This window comes from Dolichospermum sp. UHCC 0406 (genome assembly GCF_009712025.1).
Taxonomy (GTDB): Bacteria; Cyanobacteriota; Cyanobacteriia; order Cyanobacteriales; family Nostocaceae; genus Dolichospermum; species Dolichospermum lemmermannii.
In genome coordinates this window covers 133,617-158,125 of record NZ_VILA01000010.1, presented here as the reverse complement: position 1 = coordinate 158,125, position 24,509 = coordinate 133,617, and the positions used below count along the sequence as shown (strand labels likewise).

The following is a 24,509-nucleotide window of genomic DNA, read 5'->3' as shown; positions in this document are numbered from 1 at the left end:
AATTCAGATTTTCAGATCCCCGACTTCTTGAAGAAGTCGGGGATCTTGTGATTTACTTTCTCATTTTGTTAATTTCTGCTTGTAATTTTTCAATTTCTTTTCTGAGTTTTTCCGCTTCATGATCAGGTGTTTCCGGTGTCACATCAACCGAACCATCAGCAGAACGCTGATAATTACCCCTTTTAATTTCCTGGTATTCTTCTGATACTGCCCAACTGCGTAAATAATGCAACCGTTCCACAGGAAAAGGATGACTCAGCATCATTCCTTGTGCGCCATTGTATAATAGAAACTTATATACTTGATTCAGCCCATCATCATCTAGTGCCTGATATTTTTCCGACTGCTGAATAAACTCTTGTAAACTACATTCATGGGCATATTTGTTACTACCTCCAGACAGTTTCATCATGGATGACATGACTGGGTTTAAATCATCCATCACTAATAAAGCCGCTCTATCTGCTGATAACTCAGCTTTGCGTCGCCACTCAAAAAAGGCATAAATCAAGGCTTGACTGACAAAATTACCTAAACCGAATGTTAGTTCACCAATGACGGAAGCGGCATTCATCGCCCACATCGCCATTTGAATTAAAATGGTATGACCACATTTAATATGTCCCAGTTCATGCGCTAAGACCGTCCGTAGTTCGGTTTCATTGAGTAACTCCAGTAACCCAGTGTTGACGACTATATAAGGATGTTCTTGTCCTAAAGCATAACTATTAACTTGGGCATCTTGAGCAATAAACAATCCCGGTTCACCGCTGATGTCCAAATCTCGAACACATTCCCGGAATATCTGGTAAATCGTGGAATATTGCCGCGGTCCGACTTGAATGGAGTTACCCATTAAATAGACAAATTGGGGGCGTTCATAGACAAATTCTACAAATTTACGGGCGATTAAATCAAAGCCGGGTAAATTGCGTAAAGCTTGTTCTGCTTGACGGTCTAAGGGATGTCTGAAGGCTTCGCTGGAAATTCCTGGGTAAGTTGGCATAATTTAGGAGATTGGTGATTGGTGATTGGTGATTGGTGATTGGTCATTGGTCATTGGTCATTGGTAAAACAACGGACAACGGACAACGGACAACGAACAACTGTACGGGCGAAGCATTTGGAGAACTATTTTTGGCAATGACCGATAATTTATCTTCCAAATGCTTCGCCCCTACTGACAACGAACAACGGACAACGAACAACTGACAACGAACAATTTTTATGGAATTAAAAGCACGTGATTGAAGCTGAAGTTCATTTATCATTACATAACTTCCTGCGATCGCAGGACGGGTTTCCTTCCTGGCCTCATCATTTAACGATGGCTAGGTTAGTGGCACGTGCTTTACGGTTGGGACGTAGTGCCTTAATCCAAGTAGGGGCGGTTTGTGGACATCAAGGGCGATATCGCACCAGTTTTATCGCTTCTGCTTTAATGTGGCATGGTTCTATAATTATTGTCGCTTCCGAAACTGTCCAGCAACGGTTGTTAAAGGTAGAAATTCCCCGACTCCAGCAGTGGCTACCAGCGAATAAACCCATTAGAACCGGTGACACTTGGCCAAGTCCTGATTTTCAGGGTTTGTTGTTGACTTCCCCTGAAGCTTGGTTAAAAGGACAATTGGCTGATAACAATCCATTTCCTGCGAATATTCCCACAATTATTGATGGTGTTGACGATTTAGAAGATTGGGTACGTTCTCAACTGACTCAAAGCATTGAACCCCATGATTGGGATCAATTAATGCTGGCTTATCCCTATCAAGCAGATTTAATTCGGGAAGTTAGGGTAGAACTAACATATAAATTATTTCAGCATCCAGAAAATCCCTACTCCTGTTATCTGATTTCTCAACCAGAAATTGAAATTTTACAAGAGTTATATTTAGCTTTAGATAAAAACAATCTTCCAAATGTTTGGCGAAATTTTTGGCAACAATTCCCAAATTTGGAAAATTCTTCTTACCCTACTTTATTTTGGTCAACAATTTCCCGTCGTCAAGGTTTATTTTCTTTATATTATGCTCCAATTGAATTGGGTAAAATCCTCGCCCCAATTTGGCAACGTCAACCTGTAGTATTAATTGGTAGTGCTTTAGAACCGCAAGCGGAAGCACCTCTTTTCCATCAACGTTTGGGTTTAGAGGATGTTACTTGCTTGAAATTTGCTGCTGATAGTCAAGGGGAAGCAATTCAACTTTATATTCCTTATAAGTTGCCTTTACCAAATACACCGGAATTTCAACAAGCATTAATTCATCAAGTTCGCACTTTGGTATGTTTGAGTGCAACTGCACCAGGAATGACGGTAATATTAATTGGGGATGTACCGCTAAAAGCCAGAGTGGGGACAATTTTGGCTTCTGAATTTGGTTCACGGGTGCAGGTAGAAAAAACTTGTTTAGATGAAAATGGGATTTTAATTACTGGTTGGGAATTTTGGCGCGAAAATCAAAGTGTTTTACCATCACCCAGATTGTTAATTATTGCAACTTTACCTTTACCATCTTTGGAAAATCCTTTGGTAGCTGGTAGAGTGGCTCATTATAAGCGATCGCACCAAGACTGGTTTCGACTATATTTATTACCCACAGCCATGAACGAATTACAAAGAGCGATCGCACCTGTCCGCGAAAATCAAGGTATAGTAGCTTTACTAGATAGTCGTGTCGTTAACCGCAGCTATGGCGTGCAAATCCTCTCTGCACTTAGTCCCCTAGCCCGCTTAAACTATCTCGATCCTAGTTTGTTTTCTGCGAATAATGAAGATGATTCTGCTTAATTAATTTCCATGACGAATTTCTATTAAAATTTAAATTGAACTCAAAAAGAAACTAAATTATTAAATTATGGGTGAAGCAAAACGCCGTAAACACTCCCTAGGTGAAGAATACGGACAAGACACTACTAGAATATTACCTTGGGTTCCCATCAATAAAACCCAAGCTTCACAATTTGTGGCTATCACTACTCGTGGTGCATGGATAGGTATTGGTAGTATGGTTGTCGCGTGGGTAATCATCCGTTTTATCGGTCCTGCTTTCGGTTGGTGGGAAATTGTTGGGTAATTGGTAATTGGTAATTGGTAATTGGTGATTGGTGATTGGTGATTGGTTGATTTTCTTTCTTCTTCTTCTTCTTCCTTCTTCCTCCTTTCTTTCTTTCTTTCTTCTTTTCTTTCTCCTTTTCTTTCTCCTGACTCCTGACTCCTGACTCCTAAAAAACAATGCTCTTACATTTAAGCACTTGGCCGGAAGTTGAAACTTATCTGCAACAATCTCAAGGAATAATTTTACCCATTGGTTCAACGGAACAACATGGACCCACGGGATTAATTGGGACTGATGCAATTTGTGCAGAATCTATATCAAAAGGTGTCGGGGAAGCAACCCAAGCAATGGTAGCACCAACTATTAATGTGGGTATGGCATTACATCATACTGCTTTTCCCGGAACAATTAGTTTACGTCCTAGCACTTTAATTTTAGTAGTTAAAGATTATTTAACTTGTTTGGTAAAAGCTGGTTTTACCAAGTTCTATTTTATTAATGGACATGGAGGAAATATTGCGACTCTCAAAGCTGCTTTTTCGGAAACTTACGCTCATTTAGAAGATTTGCAAATTCCCAATTCCGCAAAAGTGCAATGTCAAGTTGCTAATTGGTTTATGGGTGGTTCTGTGTACAAACTTGCCAAAGAATTATATGGTAATCAAGAAGGTTCTCATGCTACCCCTAGCGAAGTAGCTGTTACCCAATACGTTTATCCAGACGCAATTAAAAAAGCATATCTTGATCCAGAAGTTGCTAGTGGACATAAAATTTATAGTTCCGTTGATTTTCGTTCTCGTTATCCAGATGGGAGAATGGGTTCAAATCCTGATTTAGCAACCCCAGAACATGGGAAGCAGTTTTATGATTTGTCTGTGGAGGAATTGAGTAAGGGGTATTTGGAGTTTTTAAAGGGGGAATAGAGGTTTTTTCTCCGGCTCCAGATGCAGAAACGGAGAGTAGAGCTATTATACTCTTATTTTAGCCACCACCAACTATAGTGACTACTTCTAAGCGATCGCCATTTTTGATTTGAGTTTCAGTCCAAAATTGACGATGTAAGATTTCACCGTTATATTCTACTGCGATTAAGCGCAGATTAAAACCCAACTGTTGGAGTAATTCTGGTAAAGCAGTTGGGGATAAACAATTGCGAGTTTCTCCATTGACTTGGAGATGAATTTGATTAGACATAAAGCGGGAAAAATTTTGAATTTAGGACTTATGAAAATAATAATGTAGTCAGAATCAGGATGTCTGGTTACTGAGCGAAGTCGAAGTACAGGATTAAAGGATTAACAGGATGAAATAGGGATTTTATCACCAATTGTCAATTGTACATTCTTGAAATCTATTTCGTTGTTGAAATTAGCGGCTTCAGTTGGCACTGGAGATGTATCAACTATACTAATTGGAGCAACAATAATATTCACAGTTATAGTTACTGTCAGCACCCTTTATTTATTTGATGCGGTGCAGTTGGGAAAGAAAATACTGAGTTGCTAGGGTCGGTTGATCTGATTCGATGAGCGATCGCACTACAGCTACCCAATCCCTTCTTGAAGTGTGGATTTTGTTTATGTAGCTGCGATTTCTAGTCACCAGAGTTGGTATAAATTTAGACTATAAATCTTGCTCTTTTAATAACTCATTTACCCAAATCAAATCAGTTTCTTGAATTGGGGGAACTGGTTCGGAATTATAATCTATTGCTAAATCTAAACCTGCACGATCAAATAAATCTTGAATCACATTTTGTAAATCTACTAAGGGTTCTATATCTTCTTTTTGTAGAGGTAAGAAAAAGGCGGGAATTGCTTCTGATAAATTAAAAGGATATAATTCTGCTCTAGGTCGTAATTGACTACGACTAACTAAAATTTGATAATCTGATTTAATATTATTATCTAATATGGGCATAGATTCACCAGCACGTAATAAATCTATTTCGACTAAATGTGTAGAACTTCCTAATATTTGTAATCGTTTAGTTTGATATGCTTTTCTTCCTTCTCCTTGACGTTTATTTTTAGGTGAAAGTAATTCAATTACTGTGATCACTTCACCTGTAGCAACTTCTCTCACTTCTAAATAAGTTTCTCTAATTTCTTCTGGTATGGGGATATTTACTGTTACGGGTTTAACAGGTGGAGAAACTACAGCAATGTTAGATGATTTCTGAGTTGTAGGTTTTAAAGAACGGGCGATCGCCACATCAGGAATACCAATTAAAACAGAGTTGCGATCAGTATCATGATAAACTCTTTTTTCCACTGCTACTCTGTATTTTGGTCGCAACTGTGGTATCAATGACTCAGCTAGTAATGTCAGAATCCAATGATGTACTTCTGGCCAGAGTTCAGGATTTTCTAAGTAGGGGTTCATTCCTGGAAATGGTGAAGGCATAATAAATAAATTATCGGTTAAATATCTTTTAACCTACAGCATAGCAAAATTTTTTCCTGAAATTGATTTCATAGTTTAATCCGATTTTTCTTCTTTTCTATTTAATTCTGTGCAGTTGCGAAAGAAAATACTGAGTTGCTAGGGTAGGTTGATCTGATTCGATGAGCGATCGCACTACAGCTACCCGTTGCGCCCCTGCCTTCATCACATCATTAAGATTACTCATATCTATTCCCCCAATTGCAAACCAAGGAATTTGACAATTTTGAGAAACATACTTCACATACTCTAAACCCGCTGCGGCTTTACCTACTTTAGTCGGTGTTTCATACACAGGCCCCACACCAATATAATCCGCACCTTCGGCAATTGCCCCTTGCATTTCTTGGGGATTTGTGGTAGAGCGTCCGATAATGCGCTGATGTCCCAGTAATTGACGCGCTACAGCAATGGGTATATCCTGTTGTCCCAAATGGACACCATCAGCATCTACAGCCAAAGCTAAATCTACCCGATCATTAATAATGAATAAAGCCCCATAATGGTGACATAATTCACGCAGTCTTATCGCCCGTTCTAAGCGGACTAAATCATCAGCGGTCTTTTCCCGGTACTGTAACAGAGTTAATCCACCTTGAAGAGCCGCTTCGGTAATTGCGAATAAATTATCTGCGGGAGATGTTACCAGATATAAATGCGATCGCCATAATAACTGATGACGCTGATAACCCATCAAATTACTTTCTAGGGTATAAACCTGATAACGCATTTGTTTACAAGCTGCTCCCATATTCCCATGATAAAGCTTGCCATATTCTTCTAATACGCGCAAAGCTTCCTGCACCCGGCAAAAATTAGCCTGCAATAGCGATGTAATATCAGCCCGTTGTTCCTCTTGGGGATGACTCAAATCCGTTCCTGGATCACCCTGTGTATCTCGTGCTGCGCGGATTTCTGCCGTATGCCAAGTACCCAACTCCTGACGCAAGTGTTTACATATACCTGAAAACTGGGCATTATTTAAACCAAACCGACACCATTCTTCAATAATTCGCAACCCTTCACGAGCGCGATCTAAATTAGCATCTAAAATGCGATAAACAGTTTGTTGTGTGTGACTATGGGCTGAAACCATTACAAAACCTCATTTTTAATGCTTTTATAGTAATAGCCAGCCTGATTCATATTTTAATATTTTAATTATTAAATACTTGCTAACTAATCGTGGTCAATTTGTCAAGATACAAGTAGCATCGTAGACATACTATCATGAAATAGTATAAAAATTAATTGTATAACAGTTGATATCCAGTCTCAGATCCAAATAAACTTTCAGTGTTGTTGCTATAAATTTTAGAGGAGTTTTATAAAAAATGATAGTCCCCCAAAAATCTGTGAACACCCGAAAAAACTCCCTGAGTTGCTCAATTTTGAGTTTAACAGTTGGTTTAGGAGTGACGAGTACAATACTCTTCATAACCAGTGCAAGTAGTGTCTTCGCTCAAATTCCGACGGTCGGCGAACAAATACTTCAAGGTGAAAAAACAATCTCTCAGATTAACCAATCATTTGTCAACCCCAGTACAGGAAATGACAAAACAGGTAATGGTAGTATTAGCGCACCTTGGCGGACAATTAGCCAAGCCCTAGAAGCATCACCATCTAATAGTGTAATTATCCTCTCTCCCGGTACATATAGCGTCCAAAGTGGAGAAGTATTTCCTTTAATGTTGAAACCAGGTATAGCCATTCAAGGCAACATTAACAATAAAGGCCAAACTGTGACAATTACTGGTGGTGGCGAATTTCTCAGTCGCAAGTTTGGTGGTCAAAATGTGGCTATTATCGGTGCTAACCAAGCTAGTTTAAGTGGTGTCACCGTCACTAATACCAATCCTCGTGGTTATGGATTATGGATTGAATCCAGTAATATTATAGTTCGGGAAAATACCTTTACTAATAATACCCAAGATGGAATTGCTGTCGCTGGTGATGGGACACCCAGTATTAGTAAAAATGTTTTTGTTCGCAATGGTGCTAATGGCATAACTATTTCTGGAAATGCTCGCCCCGAAATCAGGGAAAATATCTTTCAAGAAACTGGTTTTGGGATTAATATTGCCCAAAATGCGTCTCCTGTGGTGGTAGCTAACCAAATTCAGAATAATAGATCGGGGATTATTGTCCAAGCAAATGCTACACCAATGTTAAGGAATAATCTGATTCAAGGTAACAGAGAAGATGGTCTAGTAGTAATTGCCCAAGCTAGACCAGATTTAGGTAGTAGTTATGACCCAGGCAAGAATATCTTTCGCAATAATGGTCGTCATGATATCAACGCCCAAACTGCGAAGTTGGTGATTTCTGCGGCAGGAAATAATTTGGTTAGCGATCGCATCAGTGGTAAAGTGGATCTTCAAGGTACAACCGCATCTACAGCCAGAAATCCTGGTGCTAATTCTTTATCAACAGAAACTTCAGCCCGCAGGCCAATCACATTTTCTGCCCCCACAGTTCCCAATGCTCCTCATCAAAGAACGGTAACACCTTTAAAAATTAAACCCGTTTCTAATCCCAATCAATTGCCACGAGTACCAAATAATCTATCTAATCCATCCCAATTTAATTATACTCAACTTGATTCTGGTGCTATTGAATTTGTAGCTCCTCAAGCAGCCACAGGGGAAAATATGCAAAATTCAGCCCCAATATCAGACCCTCAAATTTATACAGCTACTGGGCAAAATGTCAGTTACCGGGTGCTAGTGTTGGTTGCAAATCAGCAGCAACAGAATTTAGTCAGTTCTCTGGTTAATGATGCTTTTCCCAAGGTTTGGCAAGGCCGCAGGGTGATGCAGGTGGGAGTTTTCAATAGTCAAGAAAGTGCCTCGGAAATGGTTAACCTCTTCAATAGCAAAGGTTTCAAATCAGTGGTTCAGGCTGTGAAATAATTGGGGATTGATCTAGGGATAGCTTATTTGTTTGGCTGCAATATTCCCGCCCGGAACTTAAGTTCCGGTCTCAAAGCTAAAGTGCGTTAAAACGCACTCTGGTTAACTCAAAATCAAAAATTATCCTATTTATGCCAAAGTAGTCGGTTTTAACCGACTTTAGCTTTTAGACAGGGAATTTATTCCCTGGCTTGAAGGGACATCAATTTACGTTAAGTTGATACCAATAAGCTCTTGCTTTACCCCTACCCACAGAATCAAATGAATCAGCCGTGTTGAGTATAATAGGGAAATATTGATATTTTTCTTGACTCTTGCCTCTTGCCTAAAATGCCAACTCCAATCTTTCACTGGTGAGGGCTTTGAGTTTGGATGTGAAGGATTCGGTGCGATCGCTCTTTTGTGGCATAAACTGACCAATAGGGGGATGATTGACCGTTGCTGGTAGCATTAACTGTTGGGCAGGTGGGGGGGAAATTTCCTCAATAATTTGCTGTTGTCTGATATTTGCTGTTAATTGATCAGAAGGAGATGCTGGGACTGGATTTTCCGGCTCAAAGTCCCGTTTCTCTGCTGTTGGCTGTAAATTATTATTTATTTGATACTTATAACTCACTGGAGCAGGTAATAGACGAAGATTTTTATATTCTTCCATCCTGATTTCCTGTTTAGTGGGTGGTAAAACTTGTAGAGAGGGAGAAGTGAGACGTTCAGGGAATTTGCTACAAATCATGCGCTCAAATTCCATATTGAAATGGTAGGTTGTCTCACCCTTTCGTCGCCAAAAGTTCAAGATTTGCTGTACAGATACGGCTTTATAACGACCTTGATACAAAGCTTCAATAACTGCTAAATGTAACCAATGCAGGGGATATTCAGATTGCCATTGGTTAACTAGCTCACTAGCATTGTGTCCGTTGAGATCAAAGCTGTAGTGAGTTAATAACTTAGCTGCTAGTTCGGCAGGAGGTGCGAAAGTTTGAGTGACCGGGGCTGTTGTTAACATGGGCTGTGAGTTATAGGCAATAGGTATAAACATTTCACCCATCGCATCTAGCCTAACGTACTTTTAGCTACATGAGTAGTTTTTCTCACCAGCAGCAAAAGTCATAGGCAGTGTTTTCCATTCTACTTGTCAATTGCTGATATGCAAAACAACATAAGGTGAATTAATAACTTTTGTGCGTTGACTGGTGACTAATGCCTGATACACCATGGCTGCAACTTCGGCACGGGTGGCTTCCCTCGTGGGTGCTAGTAAATTGGGATCTGGATAATTAACAATAATTTTTTGCTGGGTAGCGATGGTAACTGCTGTGCGGGCATATTCGGGAATTTTATCTTGGTCAATGTAGGTTAAGGTTTTTTGAGCAGTTGCCAAAAGTCCCAGTCCGTTGACCAAGGAGACTATGACTTGTAGCCGTTGGACGTTTTGGGTAGGACGGAAGGTGCGATCGCTAAATCCGCCCACAAAACCGCCTCTGGCTGCAATTTCAATGGCGTTAGCTGCCCAAAAATCCTTGGCTATGTCTGTAAATTCTGGGGACGGACGTTTGGCTGGGGGATTAAAAGCCGCAGCAATTAAAGCTGTATATTGAGCGCGGCTCATGGCTTGATCTGGTTGGTATGTGCCATCAGCAAAACCCTGGGTTAAGTTCATACTAACTAATGCCCGAATAAATGGTTCGGCCCAATGGCCAACAATATCGGAAAAAGAGGGAATCTCTGTCTCTGGTTTGACAATATAGGCAGAGGGAAGGGGATTTTCTTGTCCTGTGGCGACTAATGCCTGATAAATTAGGACTGCGACTTCAGCGCGAGTAATTTCCCGCAATGGTTCTAATTGATCTGGTTGAGGATAATTGACAACTAATAGTTTTTGCGTAGCCACTGTCACTGCACTGGTAGCGTAACTGGGAATTTGAGCGCGATCGCTGTATACCATCAAGACGTTAGGATTACCACCACTCAAGTTTAAACCGTTGACAATGGAGACTAGGGCTTGAATTTTGGTTAAGTTATTTTCTGGTCGAAATGTGCCATCGGGAAAGCCTTTTAAAAAGCCTCTATCCCCAGCACTGGCTATGGCTTTAGCCGCCCAAAAGTCGGATTTGACATCTTTGAATTTATCTAGTTGATTACTTTCCGGTAGTTGAAATGTCTTCGTCATCAAAGCTGCATATTGAGCGCGGGTAATGGGTGTGGCTGGTTGAAAAGTGCCATCAGGAAAACCACTAATAATATCTTTACTGACTAGGGCTTCCACGAAGGCTGCCGCCCAATGTCCTTCTAAATCAGCAAATCTACTGCTGACTCCGATTTGACTGGGGGTGTCAGCGGTAGCAGCGATGAAATCTATCGCCCCAATCACCTGGGGAAGACTTAATTGATTACCAACGGAGATGATTTTTTGATCTGTAACATTTTGTAAATCAAATTTACCCTGTTCTCGAAAAATGTTGTCTGCTGGGTCTTGGGGACTGCCTAAGTCGGGAACGGCATTACCGACGATTAAAAGACCACCTTGGGTGTTACTAGTGATGAGATTCCGCCGTAATACTGGTTTAGCATCACGGGAAAGGGCGATCGCTGTGCCATTGGCAGAAAGTTGATTATTTGCTACTAAAGGCGCGGCAAAATCACTAATGGCTATGCCCAAAGCATTATTTTCAAATACATTCCGCAGCACTTCCCCTTTGCTGTTCTTAGCTATGACTAATCCACACACTTTATTGTTAATAAACAAATTATCCACAATCCCCGGTTTCGCATTCCCAGTTATGAAAATTCCTTCTCTGGTACAGTTCTTAAATGTACTGTTGGCCACGGTAGGTATTGATGATTCAATCCACACGCCAGTACCTTTTGCGGCAGGATTAATCACCGTCACACCTAAAAGACTCGCATCACTTAGTAAAAGAAAAGTGATATTCTGTACCCCGAAACTAGGACTTTGATATTCACCACTGCCAGAAATGATCATTTCCTGGCCTTTATTTGCCTCATTTCCTACTACCAACACTCCCGGTGGAATGGTCAAGGGAAATACCTCCCCATTGGCTGTGCTATAAGTTCCACTAGCTAACTGAATAATTGTTGATGCTTTTGCCTGTTTCAGGGCGCTGGTAATACTTTTTAGGGGACTAGGACGAGAACCCGTATTAGCATCATTTCCTGTAGCAGGATTAACATAGAGTGTGGCAACAAGACTAGAATTAACCATTGATTGTTAAACGAATAAGGTTTTAATGGTGACATCCATAATTAACCATACTTTTGACACACTCAATATTTCAAGTCGGTAATAAATAAAAATTCACACAAAAGTATCACAGCTTGAGGTGTTTGCCACTCTCAAGAAATTACCTGTCTCCACCACTATATGAACCTGACCAAACAATAAACCACAAATTACGACATCTTCCATCAATAAAGTTTAAGTTAATACCCGTATAACTTTAAGTTAAATTGCGTATTTAGAGGATGTTTTAAAAGTTTTTCATGTGTAAACAGACCCCTCTCCAAACCTCTCCCCTACCAGGGGAGAGGCTTTAAAACCCCCATTCCCTTGTAGGGAAGGGGGGTAGGGGGGTTAGGTTTTTGGAGATTATGGGTTTCATATAATACTTTTCAAACAACCTCTTAGGTAAAAGACAAGAAAAAATTGATAATCGACAATTTAAAACTGGTTTTCACAAGTATTTAAACATGGCAAAATAGATCGTAATAACATAGCCAATGTTCAGGTAATGAACTTAAATAGTAGGAAATACCAAAAGCACATATTACTAAAAGTACAGGAACAACTGTAGTAAATTCTAACTTGCCTTTTTTGATCACTTCTAAGCAAGAGTTAACAATCACTAAAGGCCATAAAATAGTGATGATCACAAACATGATCAAGGATAAAAATTTCTCCTGTGGGGAAGATGTAGGGTGACGAAGAGAAAATGTTAACCAATTAGTAAAAAAATAGCCAGTCATGAGAACATAGCTAATAACTAAAGTTAATTGGATTTGATTCACTGAACTACCTACGCCTTTAATAATATAAGTTCTCAAAAATATATCTATTGAAGATATGTTTTAAGTGAATGCTAAAAACAAATTAAGAAGTGATCATGCCATACTTTAAAGTTCAGTTTTAAAGTCTGTTATGTCTATTAATGTTAATTAGCTGTTTCTACACTTGTATAGCACAGATACGAGAAAAGTGTCAAATAAAATTCAGGATTAAATCCTCTCAAATTATTTTAATTTGAGGTTGGGATAATATCTTAGCAGTCGGGAATAAAACCCTATTTTAGATGGAGTTTTATTTTATGATCAACTAATGCCCTCACCAGTAAGGTGGTTGCGATAAAATTGCAAAAAAAGGGAGGAAAATTTATATATTGGGAATTTAAACTTGGTAATTAGAAGAAGTCCGATAACTATACCCGATAGTAGAATCTTTTTGAATGTGTTGTTTAATACTATCAAAATCTATAAATTCATCAGCCACATCAATTAGGTGATTTCTAGAACGCGCTTCACTATCGCTAGTTGTTGTTTGCAAGCCAATTACTTCTACTCTAGCGCCCACATTACTAACTGCATGAACAGCATAGGATAAATCTCCGTCGCCACTAACTAAGACGGCTGTATCATAATAGGGTGCTAAAGTAATCATGTCAACGGCAATTTCTACGTTCAAATTTGGTTTTTTGTAATTATCGACAACTACACTCATATCTTTAGTAACTACACGATAGCCGTTACGACGCATCCATAAAAGAAATCCCTGTTGCTTTTCGTTGCCACTATCCATTCCTGTGTAAAAGAAAGCACGTAATAACCGAGAATTTTTTGTTAACCGACAAAGCAATTTTACATAATCAATTTCAATTCCCAATTGTAATGCGGCATAAAATAAATTTAACCCGTCAATAAAAATTGCTACTCGTCCACGATTGTCATCCTCATTAAAGCTGATATTATTAGCTGGATTAGGTTCTTTAGGCTTAATATTGCCTTTGGTTGCTGGGCTTTGCCAATGAGGTTTTTCTTTAAGTTCTTTATATTCGTTTGTTTTTTTGCTAAAATTGTCAAACTGCATTGATACCTCTGAATATTAAAGTGGGGATGTTGTTGTAGGTAAACTGACAATAGCTGAATTTTGACTAATTTGTTGCCACAGTCTTGGTTGAGTTAATACCTATCAGGTAGATTTTAGCCGATTTCTTCTAAGTGAATATGATATTTTGCCGTTTACCTGCATATACTTTACACAAAATGCCCACTTTTGGGCGAAATTCACTATTTATATCCAAAAATTATCTTTTAGTTTTATGGGTAAAGTCTGCTGTGTGAGCTTACAAGCAAATATTTTTAAATCAAACTTAGTTACTGTTGGGGAATGGAGAGAGAGGGATTCGAACCCTCGTATACATTTCTGCATAACAGACTTTCCAGGTCTGCGCCTTCAACCACTCGGCCATCTCTCCAGGTGTCTCGTTTTGCTATATTACAATAGGATTGAAAAAAAAGCAACCATTTTGGAAAAGATATTTTCTATGGCTAAGGACAGGCTGCGCTATCATCACTCCCTGACCTGAAAGTGCAGAGTTTTCAAGCAATCTTCTTTTGACACTCTCCGCGTCTTTAGACGCGGAGATTCTATAGAGAGTTTCAGTCTATATCCCTCAGTTATCCCAGTTTCAGGCAGGGTTCCTTAAATATTTGGGTTCTTGCCCTGATTTCGTTTGCCCTGGCGGGCGAAATCATATCTGACAAGCGTAACTTTCCGAGAGTCCCTCGGTAGCTTTTTATGTCTTTAGTGACAATTTAGTTGTATCACGAATATGGATTAAAATTTGAAATAATTTCAAATTTTCAAATTAACGTCAATGCAGGATAAAGGAAAGCCTCTAGCCTTCATCCCTTGTCTAAAGCCCAAATGTGGCTTCCTGAGTCAGCCACATTTTCAAGGGTTTTCGGCGTTCTTCCTTATAATTAAGTGTGAAACTCCAAATCCGCAAATCTAAAAATCAAGATGGTTCAAACCCACACAATTAAAGTTTACAATCGCCAAACTGGGACATCACATACTCTCGAAGTTCCTGAAGACCGCTATATCTTACACACCGCTGAACACAATGGGACAGAATTGCCCTTTTCTTGTCGAAATGGGGCTTGTACAACCTGCGCTGTGAGAGTTTTATCAGGAGAAATTCATCAACCAGAAGCCATTGGGCTTTCTCCTGATTTACGTCGCCAAGGTTACGCTTTATTATGTGTAAGTTACGCTCGTTCTGATTTGGAAGTGGAAACACAAGATGAAGATGAGGTTTATGAACTTCAGTTTGGGCGGTTTTTTGGTAAGGGCAAAGTTAAAGCGGGTTTACCCTTAGATGAGGACTAAGATTTTTTGTGTGTTCATGTTAATTAATTTGATAGCGAGGATGGCTACTGTAGTAGTCCGTCTTCGCGTTTTTGTAACGAGAATAATTATATTAGCTAGTTTTTTACTGTTGGTGAGTTGTCAAAGCCACAACAATTCCTCAATCATTCCCGCTAATGTAAAAATAGCACGGGTTGTGAGTGGACAAAGTTTGGAAGTTTTGGGAATGGAAGCACAACCCAATTTAATTTCCCAAGTCCGATTAATTGGTTTAGATGCACCAGATATCCGCCAACTTCCTTGGGGTGAGGATGCAAAACAATTAGTAGAAGGTTTAATTGGTGGTGCAAATCAAGCTGTCAATCTGGAATTTGATTTAGAAGCTAAGGATAAATTTAACCGAACTTTGGCTTATGTATGGAAAGATAAACTGTTGTTAAATGAAGAAGTTGTCAAACAAGGATATGCTTTATTTGTAGCGCGATCGCCTAATCACAAATACGACCAACGCCTAGAACGCGCCCAACAATGGGCAAGAATCATGGGAAAAGGCATCTGGAATCCCGATAAACCCATGCGAATCACCCCCGGAGAATTTCGCCGTCTCTCTCGTTAAAAAACGACAACTGACAACCGACAACCGACAACTGACAACTGACCACTGACAACCGACAAATATGCAAATTTTTCTAGATATTGCTACAGAAGCAGCTTTAGCCGCAGGTGTAGTTTTACAAGATTATTTAGGTAAATTAGAAGACGCAATCACCGAAAAAGGCCGTCCTGGTGATTTAGTTACCGCTGCTGATAAAGCTTCTGAACAGGTAATTTTAGAAGTATTGCGTCGCCATTTTCCCCAACATTCTATCCTGGCTGAAGAGTCGGGAAAACTGGGAAATCAAGATAATGAATTTCTCTGGGCGATTGACCCTCTCGATGGTACAACCAATTACGCCCATCAATATCCCTGTTTCGCTGTTTCTATTGGTTTGATGATTCAAGGTGTCCCCAAGGTGGGAGTAATTTATGACCCTTTTCGGGATGAGTTATTTCGGGCTGCTGCTGGTTTAGGTGCAACCCGTAACCGTCGCCCTATTCAGGTTTCTCAAACAGCGGAATTAGGTAAAAGCCTGTTAGTCAGTGGATTTGCCTATGACAGACGGGAAACCCCTGACAACAATTATGCCGAGTTTTGTCATCTTACCCATCTTACCCAAGGTGTGAGACGTGATGGTGCAGCAGCTTTGGATTTAGCTTATGTAGCCTGTGGTCGAGTTGATGGTTATTGGGAAAGGGGAATTGCGCCTTGGGATGTTGTGGCTGGGATAATATTAGTCCAGGAAGCGGGAGGAAATGTGACTGCTTATGATGGGACTCCGATCAAAATTGAGTCGGGAAGAATTTTAGCTACTAATGGTTATCTGCACGATAGCCTCAGTCAAGAATTGATGAAAGTTCCCCGTTTAGCAAGTTGGACGTAATTTTTCTATGATGTTTGTGGGTTAGAAACTTGCGTTTTTTCATGAGTCGGTTTTAACCGACTTTTGCTATTAGACAGGGAGTTTATTCAGGGGAAACGCATCTAATTTTTTTTGACAAAATACTATGTTAGTGAATCAATTTGTAAAAATATCTAATTTCATTCAAAAATTGATTAATTTCTTGATTAAAATTCTAAAAATTTAATAAATTTAGGGTAATTATTTATTGTTAATAATAAATTTATTTTGTTCATTTATATATATTAATATACTCAAAACGGTTGGGACATGGACTTTTGTGAAATCACGAAAAACCTAGATTTGTAGGAGTTTAGCATTGCTAAACCCCTACCCGCTTAAATCAAATAATTAAGGTGTGTTGAGTATAAACATCCAGTCATATCTAATACTTTAATTAATTCGGGTATTGCTGTTATCTCATTTGATTTTTCTTCTACCCCAGAAATTACTGCACAAATTATTTGTTCCTTGGGTTTATTTTCAGGACAACTGACAACTGTACGGGCGAAGCATTTGGAGAACTATTTTTGGCAATGACCGATAATTTATCTTCCAAATGCTTCCCCCCTACTAACAACTGTACGGGCGAAGCATTTGGAGAACTATTTTTGGCAATGACCGATAATTTATCTTCCAAATGCTTCCCCCCTACTAACAACTGTACGGGCGAAGCATTTGGAGAACTATTTTTGGCAATGACCGATAATTCATCTTCCAAATGCTTCGCCCCTACTAACAACTGACAAATTAAATTAATCCCAGTTCGCGTTTTAATAAATTAATGGACTGTGTGCCGATATAATTTTCACAGCGAATGAGTTTAGGTGGACGAATTAGGTCTTCTAAGACTGTTTGCATAGCTGATTGTGCGGTAGAATAGCTGACTTGATCCGTACAAAAGATAATTTCTGAGCGTTTGACGATAGCGTGTAGTTTATAAGCATCCTTGGGTTGGGCAGTCATTACCAATAATTCATCCCCGCGTAAACCGTGTAAAATGACTTCTGTGGCTCTGAGAATGCCAGGACTAAGGCTAACTATGCCGATACAACTAGATTTGGCTAGGCTTTTAACTACAGCGAGTTCCTTGCTATAATCGTGAATATCTAAGGGAATCACCCGGACAGCTTTTGGTGCGGCGATCGCTTCCACTTCTCCGATAAAATAACGACTGGTGACTAATGTTGCTGAGGTAGTTTGGTCGAGGACGCTGATAAGTTCTTCCATTGCTACGAGTTGGACTGGGATTTGCAGGGATTCTTCCAACTCATTAATCATTAATTCCCCAGCCCCAATATCTTGAGATGGGGTTACTACTAATACTCTGGCACTACAACGCAAACGCCAGTCAACTTCTGCTAAAAATATTTCCCTGGCTTGATTGAGAGAACAGCCTTGACTAAGTAACTCATCTAGGGCTTGTTCCACTACCTTATAAGCCTCAGGATGTTGTTTAAGCATGGGTGACTGGGATTTACTTCCACCCTCATGACCTTGGGCGCGGACATAGATTCCTGAACCTGCTAGACTTTCAACAAATCCTTGTTCCTCCAATTGGCGGTAAACTTTACTAATGGTATTGCGATGTAATCCAGTTTGCATTGCTAAAGCTCTGGTACTGGGCAGTTTATATCCAGGTGTATATTGCCCAGAAGCGATCGCAAATCGGATTTGATTAAATAGTTGATTAGATGCAGGAATTTCACTATCTGGCTGAATACGAAATTGAATCATTACCCATCCTGCTCCATAAGACTTATCCAAATGGCCATAATTTACCTGTTAAATATATGATTGATAAGTTAGTTTGCTTTGGAAAATATTACCACAGAAGAATACACCGATTTAGGAGTAAACAGTCAGAATGAATGAAGTAGGTTGGCCGCTCCGCCAACAGGGCTAATAAATATTATTAATTCTCGCCTATTCCCTTACTACCAACTTAATTATGACAGAGCCAACAATAAACACTTCAACAATTCAAATTTCTGAAGATAATTTGCAAATCGCCGCTTATTTAGCTAAACCAACAGCAACCGGTTCTTATCCAGGAATTGTGGTTTTACAAGAGATTTTTGGCGTTAATGTGCATATTCGGGATGTCACAGAACGGATTGCTAAACTGGGATATGTAGCAATTGCTCCAGCACTGTTCCAGCGTCAAGCCCCTGGATTTGAGACTGGTTATACTGCCGACGCGATGGAAACAGGTAGAAATTATGCCTCACAAACTACAGCATCAGAACTTTTAAGCGATATTCAAGCAGCTATTAACTACCTGAAAACTTTACCCCAAGTCAAACCAGATGGATTTGGTTGTATTGGCTTTTGTTTTGGTGGTCACGTCGCCTATTTAGCTGCTACTCTCACTGATATTCAAGCCACTGCGTCCTTTTATGGTGCGGGAATTACTACCCGGACTCCTGGCGGTGGAAATCCCACGGTGACGCGGACATCAGAGATTAAAGGCACTATCTACACCTTTTTTGGTGCGGAAGATGCGAGTATTCCCCCAGAACAAGTGGAAGAGATTGCCGCCGAATTTGCAAAATATAACATTTCTCATCGGCTGTTTCGCTACGATGGATCTGATCATGGGTTTTTTTGTGACCGTCGTGCCAGTTATAATCCTAAAGCTGCGGCGGACGCTTGGGCGCAAGTCCAACAACTTTTTAGCCAATTGTCCTGACAACTGTACGGGCGAAGCATTTGGAGAACTATTTTTGGCAATGACCGATAATTTATCTTCCAAATGCTTCGCCCCTACTGACCACTGACCACTGACAAATAACAAATAATAATTTATCTTCAACCGTCATGAATTCCGAATCTAAACTTTCTCAAACAGCCAATTCGTCTTTTTCAATGGACGATTTTGCCAAAGCACTGGAAAAACACGATTACCAATTTCAAAAAGGACAAGTTGTTCGTGGCAAGATATTCCAAGTTGACCACGACGGTGCTTATGTTGACATTGGTGGTAAATCGTCGGCGTTTCTTCCCCAAGAGGAGGCTTCTTTGAGAGCAGTAACTGATTTGTCGGAAATATTACCGATGGATGAGGAACTAGAGTTTTTAATTATTCGGGATCAGGATGCTGAAGGTCAAGTTACCATTTCCCGTAAGCAATTGGAAATGCGGCAGATTTGGGAAAAACTAGCAGAAATACAAGAGAATTCCCAAACTGTTCAAGTGCGGGTAACAGGTGTTAATAAAGGTGGTGTCACTGTTGATCTTTTTGGTTTACGAGGTTTTATTCCGCGATCGCACCTGTCCGAACGTGATAACCTAGATGCACTCAAAGGTCAAAGTCTCACTGTGGGTTTTTTAGAAATTAATCGGGAAACCAATAAACTCGTTCTTTCTCAACGTTTAGCTGCTCGTTCTAGCAACTTCAGTTTATTAGAAATCGGTCAATTAATCGAAGGAAAAATCACCGGCATCAAACCTTTTGGTGTATTTGTAGATTTTAATGGTGTCAGCGCCTTACTACACATCAAACAAGTTAGCCAAAAATTCATTGAATCTTTAGACAAAGTCTTTCAAATTGGTCAACCAATCAAAGCTGTAATTATTGATTTAGACGAAGGTAAAGGTCGAGTGGCGATTTCTACCAGAGTCTTGGAAAACCACCCTGGTGAAGTTGTGGAAAACTTTGCAGAAGTCATGGCTTCAGCCGAATCTCGTGCTAATCGTGCGGCTAATAAAACGGCTGAATAGGTGATTGGTAATTGGTGATTGGTGATTGGTAGTGCGGGCATCTTGCCCGCTATAATAATATTAGAGAACTCCACAAAAAAGATGATCCAATTGAACGCAGATAAACGCAGATAAACGCAGATGAAGAGGGATAAATTAATTAATGGATTTCATGTTTCTGTGCAGCCTGATGTAAAATTGGTATAAGCTAAATATTAAAAAATCAGTCCGTAAAGAAATAAGATATAAAACTTCTATTTATGGATAATTTACCTGAAAATAAATCTAATTGCAATGCAGGTGGTGGTTTACCTGTCATCCAATACTGGATAGAAAAAACTCTGTCACCCCAAGGTTTACAATTATGGCAAACTCTCAATCATAAAAGTGCTTGTTTATCCTGTGCTTGGGGTACGGGTGGACAAAAGGGAGGCTTTGTAAATGAAGCGGGAGAATATTTACAACGTTGTGCTAAAAGTGTGGAAGCAATTGCAGCAGAATTGCAACCAGGAATTAAACAAGATTTTTTTCAAAAATATAATATTAGTGAATTACAACAACTGACTTCTCAAGAATGTGATGATTTAGGGAGACTTAGTTATCCTCTCATTCTCAAATCAGGTTCATCTCATTATCAACGCATTAGTTGGGAAGAAGTTTACCAAATTGCCACAATAGCTTTTCAACAACTACCAAAAAAGATTGCTAGTTATAGTTCTGGACGTTCTGCCAATGAAGCTGCTTATTTATTACAGTTATTAATGAGATCGCTTGGTAGTAATAATTTAGCAGATTGTTCTGATTTATGTCACGCTCCCTCAACCATCGGCTTAAAAAAAGTTTTCGGTTCAGGGACATCAATGGTAAGTTTAGAAGGCTTACAACATAGTGATTGTCTAGTTTTAATTGGTTCTAACGCACCGGCAAATCATCCGCGATTAATGAACGAATTAATCCAATTGCGGGCAAGAGGCGGTAAAGTAATTATTATTAACCCCCAAATTGAAATCGGTTTAGTTAAATTTGCCTCTCCTGCGTTTCCCGTCAAATCTTTACTCACAGGTGGTTCAGATATATCTTCTTTATATTTACAACCGATTCCTGGTAGTGATGTGGCGTTATTTGTGGGGTTGCAAAAATCTCTAATTGAACAGAATTTAATTAAAAGAGAATATCTCGCGTCTTCCACTAAAAACTGGCAACAAATTATAGATTATGCAGAAAATATATCTTGGGATAATATCACTAATACCTGCGGTTTATCTCAAGAAGAAATTACAGCCACAGCTTATCTAATTGGTAAATCAGAAAGTGTAGTATTTGCTTGGGCTATGGGAATCACCCAACAAGCCAACGGTGTAGATAATGTTTTTAGTATCGCAAATACAGCCTTAATTACAGGTAACGCTGGTAAAATTGGCGCAGGAACAATGCCCATTCGGGGACATTCCAACGTGCAAGGATTTGGTTCAATGGGTGTCACCGTCAATTTGCGCGAAGAAATCAAACAAGCATTATCAAAACTATTAGGAAAACCCGTCAGTGAAACTCCTGGTTATCATACCCGTGATTTAATAGCAGCAGCAGAATTAGGAAAGATCAATACTCTCTTTTGTTTAGGGGGAAATTTGTATGCAGCTAACCCCGATTTACAGCAAGCAAAACAGGCTTTATCGCAAATTGAAACCATTTTTTATGTAGCGACAAAACCGAATTTAGGACATTTTCACGGATTAGCTAAACAGCAAACTTTAATATTACCTGTATTCAATCGCTTTGAAAATCCCCATAGGACGACAACGGAATCAGGTAATAATTTTGTCAGATTAAATGATGCAGGTAAAAGTCATTTACAACCAGATAATTCCGATTTGATTTCCGAAGTTGAATTAATTACAGAAATTGCTCATCGGTTACATGATGAAAATCCGATTAATTGGCGTAAATTACAAGATACAGTTTATGTCAGAGAATTAATTGCTAAAACTATTCCTGGTTATGACAAAATAGGTAAAATTGATCAAACTCAGGAAGAATTTACTATTACAGGGCGAATTTTTGAAGAACCAAAATTTCCCACTTCTGATGGTAAAGCGCAGATGTTTGTCACACCCTTACCCCAATTATCCTTACCGCATAAATCAGCTTTTGGTGTTGAGGAAAATCAGTCAGGAATTGTCCTAATATTAGGAACAGGACGTAGTTATGGACAACATAATACAGTAGTTTATCGCAGTGAAGATAAATATCGCAATATGCCCCATCGTCATTGTATTTTAATGAATAGTTTGGATATTAAAAAAGCAGGATTTCAGGAACATCAACGAGTTACAGTTAAAGGAAATGCGGGAGAATTAGAGAATATTGAAATTATTTGTGGTGCAATTCGTGAAGGTGTAGCTTTCATGTTTTATCCGGAAAGTAACGTTTTATTTAAAGCAGAAATTGATCCAAAAAGTGGGACACCTGCTTATAAAAGAGTTCCGGTTTTTGTGTTAAAATAATAATGTTAAAAGCTCCATAAAGTAGATCACTTGGTGCTATTATTGTTATAATCAATCCTCAGTCACCATAAAAACAACTCAAGAGCCAATTTATTTGCAAACAGATGTTATCTAAATTAAGAGTTCAACACTACAAAAGCCTCTTTGATACAGAAGTAGATTTAGAACCATTGACTGTATTCATCGGTCCTAATGGTTCTGGAAAATCTAATATTTGTGAAGCATTAGCTGTATTATCTGATTTTCTGAAAAGACTGATAGATAGTACAAGTAATATGGAAATTATCAATTTTTTTTCAGAATCCTTAAAAACTATAAGCACAAATCAGCAGAGACTTGAATCTAAATTTTGGCATGGAAAGCTAGATTATCTTGGATTTGAAGTCAGTACATCTCCTACAGCTTTTTTTGCAAAAAATAGAAATTTCTTAGATACAAGCATATTAGTCTGTCTTAATTATGATCGAAAAGAGATTTTTATTGAAGGAGCGAATTTTAGAAAAGATTATGATCCGAGTATCTATGAATATAACGATGAAAACTCTAATACAATCGAAAGTCGAAGAAGAGAGCTTGTATCTAAAAAATATTTAGATTCTGATCTGTACAAGTCCTTGAAAAAAGTTAATATTTATGACTTTGCGCCAAGTTCTCTGTCCAGCAAAGCCTCATTAAATGGCAATATGGAGAGAACTGGAGAAGGAATTGCTTACGCACTGGTTGATATTCTGCACACTAATCGTCAAAGCTTTGATGAATTAGAAGAACGTTTAACAAGGCTAGTTCCTAATATAAAAAAGGTTATATTGCCTCGTGGAGAAAATCAAACTTTTTTACTAGAATTAGTTGATAGATATTCAGAACATCATATTCCTTCATCTGATATATCAGATGGAACATTGAGAATTTTGGCTTTTCTAACTGCGCTGTATCAAGAAAATACTCCAAGTATTATTTGCTTTGAAGAAATAGAAAATGGAGTTCATCCTTGGTTACTGCACAAAATGATGGAGTTGCTAAAAATTGTTTCCACTGAAGGAATAACTGGTAAACCTGTTCAGGTTTTAATTACAACTCATTCTCCTCTTTTATTAAATTATGTTGAACCATATCAAGTCCGTGCGGTTGAATTAGACAAAGAAGGTAAAACTCAAGTTCATAAATTACCTATAGATTCTCTGCGATTTCAAAAAGCTTTAGAAGCTTATGATGGGGCATTAGGTGAACTTTGGTTTACAAATGTGTTTGGAGGCAATCCAGAATGAGTCGTCGGATTCGGATTGGGCTAATTGCCGAAGGGGAAGCAGAATTGGGTGCAAGTATTCCTTACATTAAACCAGAAGATGGCGGGAAAGTAATTGAAAGAACAAATGAGGGCGCACTCCATACTTTAATTAGACGAGAATTAGAAAATGCTGGATTACCTGATTGTGATTTCATCCAAAGACATCCATCAGTTAAAGAAAAACAAAAACTTACTTTACGCACTGGCCATTCAATTTTAGACCTCAAATATCTAGCACAAATTGTTATTTTGTGGAAACCAGAGGATGTAGACATGATCCTCATTGTGGTTGATGCTGATGATAAACTAGAACAAAGACAAATTGATTTAGAACGAGCTTTAAATAAAATTCGTGATAATCATTTAGATATTAACGAGGAAGTTATTAGCGATCGCTCTGCCGGAGGTTTAGCAATTAGAAATTTCGAGACATGGTTACTTGCTGATACTCAGACTGTTTCAACTATTTTAGGTGTAGAGTTAGAAAAACTGGAAAATTTAGAAGATTTAGAGAATACAAAGGATATTTTGGAGAATGCAATTGCCAAATCAACGTATTTATCTGAAGACACTAGCAATCAGCGTCCGCTACAAATTCGTTGGAACTTAGGTAAACAGATTGATTTAGCAATAATCAAAACTGGCTGTCCACAAGGATATGCTGCTTTTACACAATCTTTACTGGTAGCGGTTGTGAATTGCTAACTGAAACGACTTAGTAGGG

Annotated in this window: 24 protein-coding genes and 1 tRNA gene; 12 read left to right on the top strand and 13 right to left on the bottom strand. The window is 38.9% G+C overall.

Annotated elements, in window-relative coordinates:
• Positions 1 to 52 precede the first annotated feature (52 nt).
• Both FJR09_RS09475 and FJR09_RS09470 read right to left on the bottom strand, forming a co-directional pair.
• Positions 53 to 1,006, bottom strand: coding sequence for a M48 family metallopeptidase (locus FJR09_RS09475; RefSeq protein ID WP_015079268.1), 954 nt, complete (start codon positions 1,004 to 1,006; stop codon positions 53 to 55).
• 43 nt (positions 1,007 to 1,049) lie between these two features.
• Positions 1,050 to 1,271 carry a hypothetical protein gene (locus FJR09_RS09470; protein ID WP_168653180.1) on the bottom strand — a complete coding sequence of 74 codons (222 nt, stop codon included), beginning with the start codon at positions 1,269 to 1,271 and terminating at the stop codon, positions 1,050 to 1,052.
• Here FJR09_RS09470 and FJR09_RS09465 point away from each other — a divergent pair.
• From FJR09_RS09465 to FJR09_RS09455, 3 genes are all read left to right on the top strand, one after another.
• Positions 1,244 to 2,788: an ATP-dependent DNA helicase gene (locus FJR09_RS09465; protein WP_168651235.1), complete on the top strand. Its 1,545-nt coding sequence runs from the start codon at positions 1,244 to 1,246 to the stop codon at positions 2,786 to 2,788. The genes FJR09_RS09470 and FJR09_RS09465 overlap by 28 nt on opposite strands.
• Before the next feature lie 67 nt (positions 2,789 to 2,855).
• The gene (locus FJR09_RS09460) at positions 2,856 to 3,074 is read left to right on the top strand and encodes a DUF2839 domain-containing protein (RefSeq protein ID WP_041457777.1); all 219 of its coding nucleotides are present in this window, start codon (positions 2,856 to 2,858) and stop codon (positions 3,072 to 3,074) included.
• A 158-nt stretch (positions 3,075 to 3,232) separates the two neighbouring features.
• On the top strand, positions 3,233 to 3,979 hold the full coding sequence (locus FJR09_RS09455) for a creatininase family protein (protein WP_015079265.1): 747 nt from the start codon (positions 3,233 to 3,235) through the stop codon (positions 3,977 to 3,979).
• A gap of 58 nt (positions 3,980 to 4,037) precedes the next feature.
• Here the strand turns inward: FJR09_RS09455 and thiS are convergent, their stop codons facing one another.
• The 4 genes from thiS to FJR09_RS09440 all read right to left on the bottom strand — a co-directional run bounded on the left by thiS (position 4,038) and on the right by FJR09_RS09440 (position 6,597).
• Positions 4,038 to 4,250, bottom strand: coding sequence for a sulfur carrier protein ThiS (gene thiS, locus FJR09_RS09450; RefSeq protein ID WP_015079264.1), 213 nt, complete (start codon positions 4,248 to 4,250; stop codon positions 4,038 to 4,040).
• 267 nt (positions 4,251 to 4,517) lie between these two features.
• Positions 4,518 to 4,658 (bottom strand): hypothetical protein, encoded by a 141-nt coding sequence (locus FJR09_RS24635; RefSeq protein ID WP_158310509.1) that lies wholly within the window; start codon positions 4,656 to 4,658, stop codon positions 4,518 to 4,520.
• 21 nt (positions 4,659 to 4,679) lie between these two features.
• The gene (locus tag FJR09_RS09445; RefSeq protein WP_168651233.1) at positions 4,680 to 5,462 is read right to left on the bottom strand and encodes a DUF4058 family protein; all 783 of its coding nucleotides are present in this window, start codon (positions 5,460 to 5,462) and stop codon (positions 4,680 to 4,682) included.
• A gap of 97 nt (positions 5,463 to 5,559) precedes the next feature.
• Entirely contained in the window at positions 5,560 to 6,597 is a 1,038-nt protein-coding gene (locus tag FJR09_RS09440) for a thiamine phosphate synthase (RefSeq protein ID WP_015079262.1), read from the bottom strand.
• 238 nt (positions 6,598 to 6,835) lie between these two features.
• Between FJR09_RS09440 and FJR09_RS09435 the strand changes: the two genes are divergently transcribed.
• Positions 6,836 to 8,413 (top strand): DUF1565 domain-containing protein, encoded by a 1,578-nt coding sequence (locus FJR09_RS09435; RefSeq protein ID WP_168653182.1) that lies wholly within the window; start codon positions 6,836 to 6,838, stop codon positions 8,411 to 8,413.
• 325 nt (positions 8,414 to 8,738) lie between these two features.
• On the opposite strand, the gene FJR09_RS09430 is transcribed toward FJR09_RS09435, so the two are convergent.
• From FJR09_RS09430 to FJR09_RS09410, 5 genes are all read right to left on the bottom strand, one after another.
• A complete protein-coding gene (locus FJR09_RS09430) occupies positions 8,739 to 9,419 on the bottom strand; it encodes a hypothetical protein (RefSeq protein ID WP_168653191.1) in 681 nt (226 codons plus the stop codon).
• Between the two features lie 129 nt (positions 9,420 to 9,548).
• Positions 9,549 to 11,636: an S-layer homology domain-containing protein gene (locus tag FJR09_RS09425; RefSeq protein WP_168653181.1), complete on the bottom strand. Its 2,088-nt coding sequence runs from the start codon at positions 11,634 to 11,636 to the stop codon at positions 9,549 to 9,551.
• A gap of 479 nt (positions 11,637 to 12,115) precedes the next feature.
• Positions 12,116 to 12,439, bottom strand: a complete 324-nt coding sequence (locus FJR09_RS09420) for a hypothetical protein (protein ID WP_015079258.1) — start codon at positions 12,437 to 12,439, stop codon at positions 12,116 to 12,118.
• Positions 12,440 to 12,815: 376 nt separating this feature from the next.
• Entirely contained in the window at positions 12,816 to 13,511 is a 696-nt protein-coding gene (locus FJR09_RS09415; RefSeq protein WP_015079257.1) for an NYN domain-containing protein, read from the bottom strand.
• Positions 13,512 to 13,812: 301 nt separating this feature from the next.
• A tRNA-Ser gene (locus tag FJR09_RS09410) sits at positions 13,813 to 13,899 on the bottom strand.
• Positions 13,900 to 14,447: 548 nt separating this feature from the next.
• Between FJR09_RS09410 and FJR09_RS09405 the strand changes: the two genes are divergently transcribed.
• The 3 genes from FJR09_RS09405 (at position 14,448) to FJR09_RS09395 (ending at position 16,276) form a co-directional block, all read left to right on the top strand.
• Entirely contained in the window at positions 14,448 to 14,816 is a 369-nt protein-coding gene (locus tag FJR09_RS09405; protein WP_015079256.1) for a 2Fe-2S iron-sulfur cluster-binding protein, read from the top strand.
• 40 nt (positions 14,817 to 14,856) lie between these two features.
• A complete protein-coding gene (locus FJR09_RS09400) occupies positions 14,857 to 15,411 on the top strand; it encodes a thermonuclease family protein (RefSeq protein ID WP_235081966.1) in 555 nt (184 codons plus the stop codon).
• A 61-nt stretch (positions 15,412 to 15,472) separates the two neighbouring features.
• Positions 15,473 to 16,276: an inositol monophosphatase family protein gene (locus FJR09_RS09395; RefSeq protein ID WP_015079254.1), complete on the top strand. Its 804-nt coding sequence runs from the start codon at positions 15,473 to 15,475 to the stop codon at positions 16,274 to 16,276.
• Between the two features lie 478 nt (positions 16,277 to 16,754).
• On the opposite strand, the gene FJR09_RS09390 is transcribed toward FJR09_RS09395, so the two are convergent.
• Together FJR09_RS09390 and FJR09_RS09385 are read right to left on the bottom strand one after the other, a co-directional pair.
• Positions 16,755 to 17,036: a hypothetical protein gene (locus FJR09_RS09390; RefSeq protein ID WP_174783280.1), complete on the bottom strand. Its 282-nt coding sequence runs from the start codon at positions 17,034 to 17,036 to the stop codon at positions 16,755 to 16,757.
• An 8-nt stretch (positions 17,037 to 17,044) separates the two neighbouring features.
• Positions 17,045 to 18,031: a GntR family transcriptional regulator gene (locus FJR09_RS09385; protein WP_015079252.1), complete on the bottom strand. Its 987-nt coding sequence runs from the start codon at positions 18,029 to 18,031 to the stop codon at positions 17,045 to 17,047.
• 214 nt (positions 18,032 to 18,245) lie between these two features.
• On the opposite strand from FJR09_RS09385, the gene FJR09_RS09380 reads away from it, so the two are divergent.
• The 5 genes from FJR09_RS09380 (at position 18,246) to FJR09_RS09360 (ending at position 24,490) form a co-directional block, all read left to right on the top strand.
• A complete protein-coding gene (locus FJR09_RS09380; RefSeq protein ID WP_168652195.1) occupies positions 18,246 to 18,986 on the top strand; it encodes a dienelactone hydrolase family protein in 741 nt (246 codons plus the stop codon).
• Positions 18,987 to 19,114: 128 nt separating this feature from the next.
• Positions 19,115 to 20,017: a S1 RNA-binding domain-containing protein gene (locus FJR09_RS09375; RefSeq protein WP_015079250.1), complete on the top strand. Its 903-nt coding sequence runs from the start codon at positions 19,115 to 19,117 to the stop codon at positions 20,015 to 20,017.
• Positions 20,018 to 20,256: 239 nt separating this feature from the next.
• Entirely contained in the window at positions 20,257 to 22,500 is a 2,244-nt protein-coding gene (locus FJR09_RS09370; RefSeq protein ID WP_168653864.1) for an FdhF/YdeP family oxidoreductase, read from the top strand.
• Positions 22,501 to 22,604: 104 nt separating this feature from the next.
• A complete protein-coding gene (locus tag FJR09_RS09365) occupies positions 22,605 to 23,765 on the top strand; it encodes an AAA family ATPase (protein ID WP_168653863.1) in 1,161 nt (386 codons plus the stop codon).
• A complete protein-coding gene (locus FJR09_RS09360; protein ID WP_168653862.1) occupies positions 23,762 to 24,490 on the top strand; it encodes a hypothetical protein in 729 nt (242 codons plus the stop codon). The genes FJR09_RS09365 and FJR09_RS09360 overlap by 4 nt, the downstream gene beginning before the upstream one ends.
• The last annotated feature ends 19 nt before the right edge of the window (positions 24,491 to 24,509 follow it).

Excerpts from the sequence above, each read along its gene's own strand:
- FJR09_RS09375 (WP_015079250.1), top strand. The coding sequence starts at position 19,115 with ATGAATTCCGAATCTAAACTTTCTCAAACAGCCAATTCGTCTTTTTCA.
- FJR09_RS09395 (WP_015079254.1), top strand. The coding sequence starts at position 15,473 with ATGCAAATTTTTCTAGATATTGCTACAGAAGCAGCTTTAGCCGCAGGT.
- FJR09_RS09435 (WP_168653182.1), top strand. The coding sequence starts at position 6,836 with ATGATAGTCCCCCAAAAATCTGTGAACACCCGAAAAAACTCCCTGAGT.
- FJR09_RS09415 (WP_015079257.1), bottom strand. The coding sequence starts at position 13,511 with ATGCAGTTTGACAATTTTAGCAAAAAAACAAACGAATATAAAGAACTT.
- FJR09_RS09400 (WP_235081966.1), top strand. The coding sequence starts at position 14,857 with ATGGCTACTGTAGTAGTCCGTCTTCGCGTTTTTGTAACGAGAATAATT.
- FJR09_RS09440 (WP_015079262.1), bottom strand. The coding sequence starts at position 6,597 with ATGGTTTCAGCCCATAGTCACACACAACAAACTGTTTATCGCATTTTA.
- FJR09_RS09425 (WP_168653181.1), bottom strand. The coding sequence starts at position 11,636 with ATGGTTAATTCTAGTCTTGTTGCCACACTCTATGTTAATCCTGCTACA.
- FJR09_RS09475 (WP_015079268.1), bottom strand. The coding sequence starts at position 1,006 with ATGCCAACTTACCCAGGAATTTCCAGCGAAGCCTTCAGACATCCCTTA.
- FJR09_RS09380 (WP_168652195.1), top strand. The coding sequence starts at position 18,246 with ATGACAGAGCCAACAATAAACACTTCAACAATTCAAATTTCTGAAGAT.
- FJR09_RS09470 (WP_168653180.1), bottom strand. The coding sequence starts at position 1,271 with ATGATAAATGAACTTCAGCTTCAATCACGTGCTTTTAATTCCATAAAA.
- FJR09_RS09365 (WP_168653863.1), top strand. The coding sequence starts at position 22,605 with ATGTTATCTAAATTAAGAGTTCAACACTACAAAAGCCTCTTTGATACA.
- FJR09_RS09370 (WP_168653864.1), top strand. The coding sequence starts at position 20,257 with ATGGATAATTTACCTGAAAATAAATCTAATTGCAATGCAGGTGGTGGT.
- FJR09_RS09385 (WP_015079252.1), bottom strand. The coding sequence starts at position 18,031 with ATGATTCAATTTCGTATTCAGCCAGATAGTGAAATTCCTGCATCTAAT.
- FJR09_RS09405 (WP_015079256.1), top strand. The coding sequence starts at position 14,448 with ATGGTTCAAACCCACACAATTAAAGTTTACAATCGCCAAACTGGGACA.
- FJR09_RS09360 (WP_168653862.1), top strand. The coding sequence starts at position 23,762 with ATGAGTCGTCGGATTCGGATTGGGCTAATTGCCGAAGGGGAAGCAGAA.
- FJR09_RS09460 (WP_041457777.1), top strand. The coding sequence starts at position 2,856 with ATGGGTGAAGCAAAACGCCGTAAACACTCCCTAGGTGAAGAATACGGA.
- FJR09_RS09445 (WP_168651233.1), bottom strand. The coding sequence starts at position 5,462 with ATGCCTTCACCATTTCCAGGAATGAACCCCTACTTAGAAAATCCTGAA.
- thiS (WP_015079264.1), bottom strand. The coding sequence starts at position 4,250 with ATGTCTAATCAAATTCATCTCCAAGTCAATGGAGAAACTCGCAATTGT.
- FJR09_RS09430 (WP_168653191.1), bottom strand. The coding sequence starts at position 9,419 with ATGTTAACAACAGCCCCGGTCACTCAAACTTTCGCACCTCCTGCCGAA.
- FJR09_RS09455 (WP_015079265.1), top strand. The coding sequence starts at position 3,233 with ATGCTCTTACATTTAAGCACTTGGCCGGAAGTTGAAACTTATCTGCAA.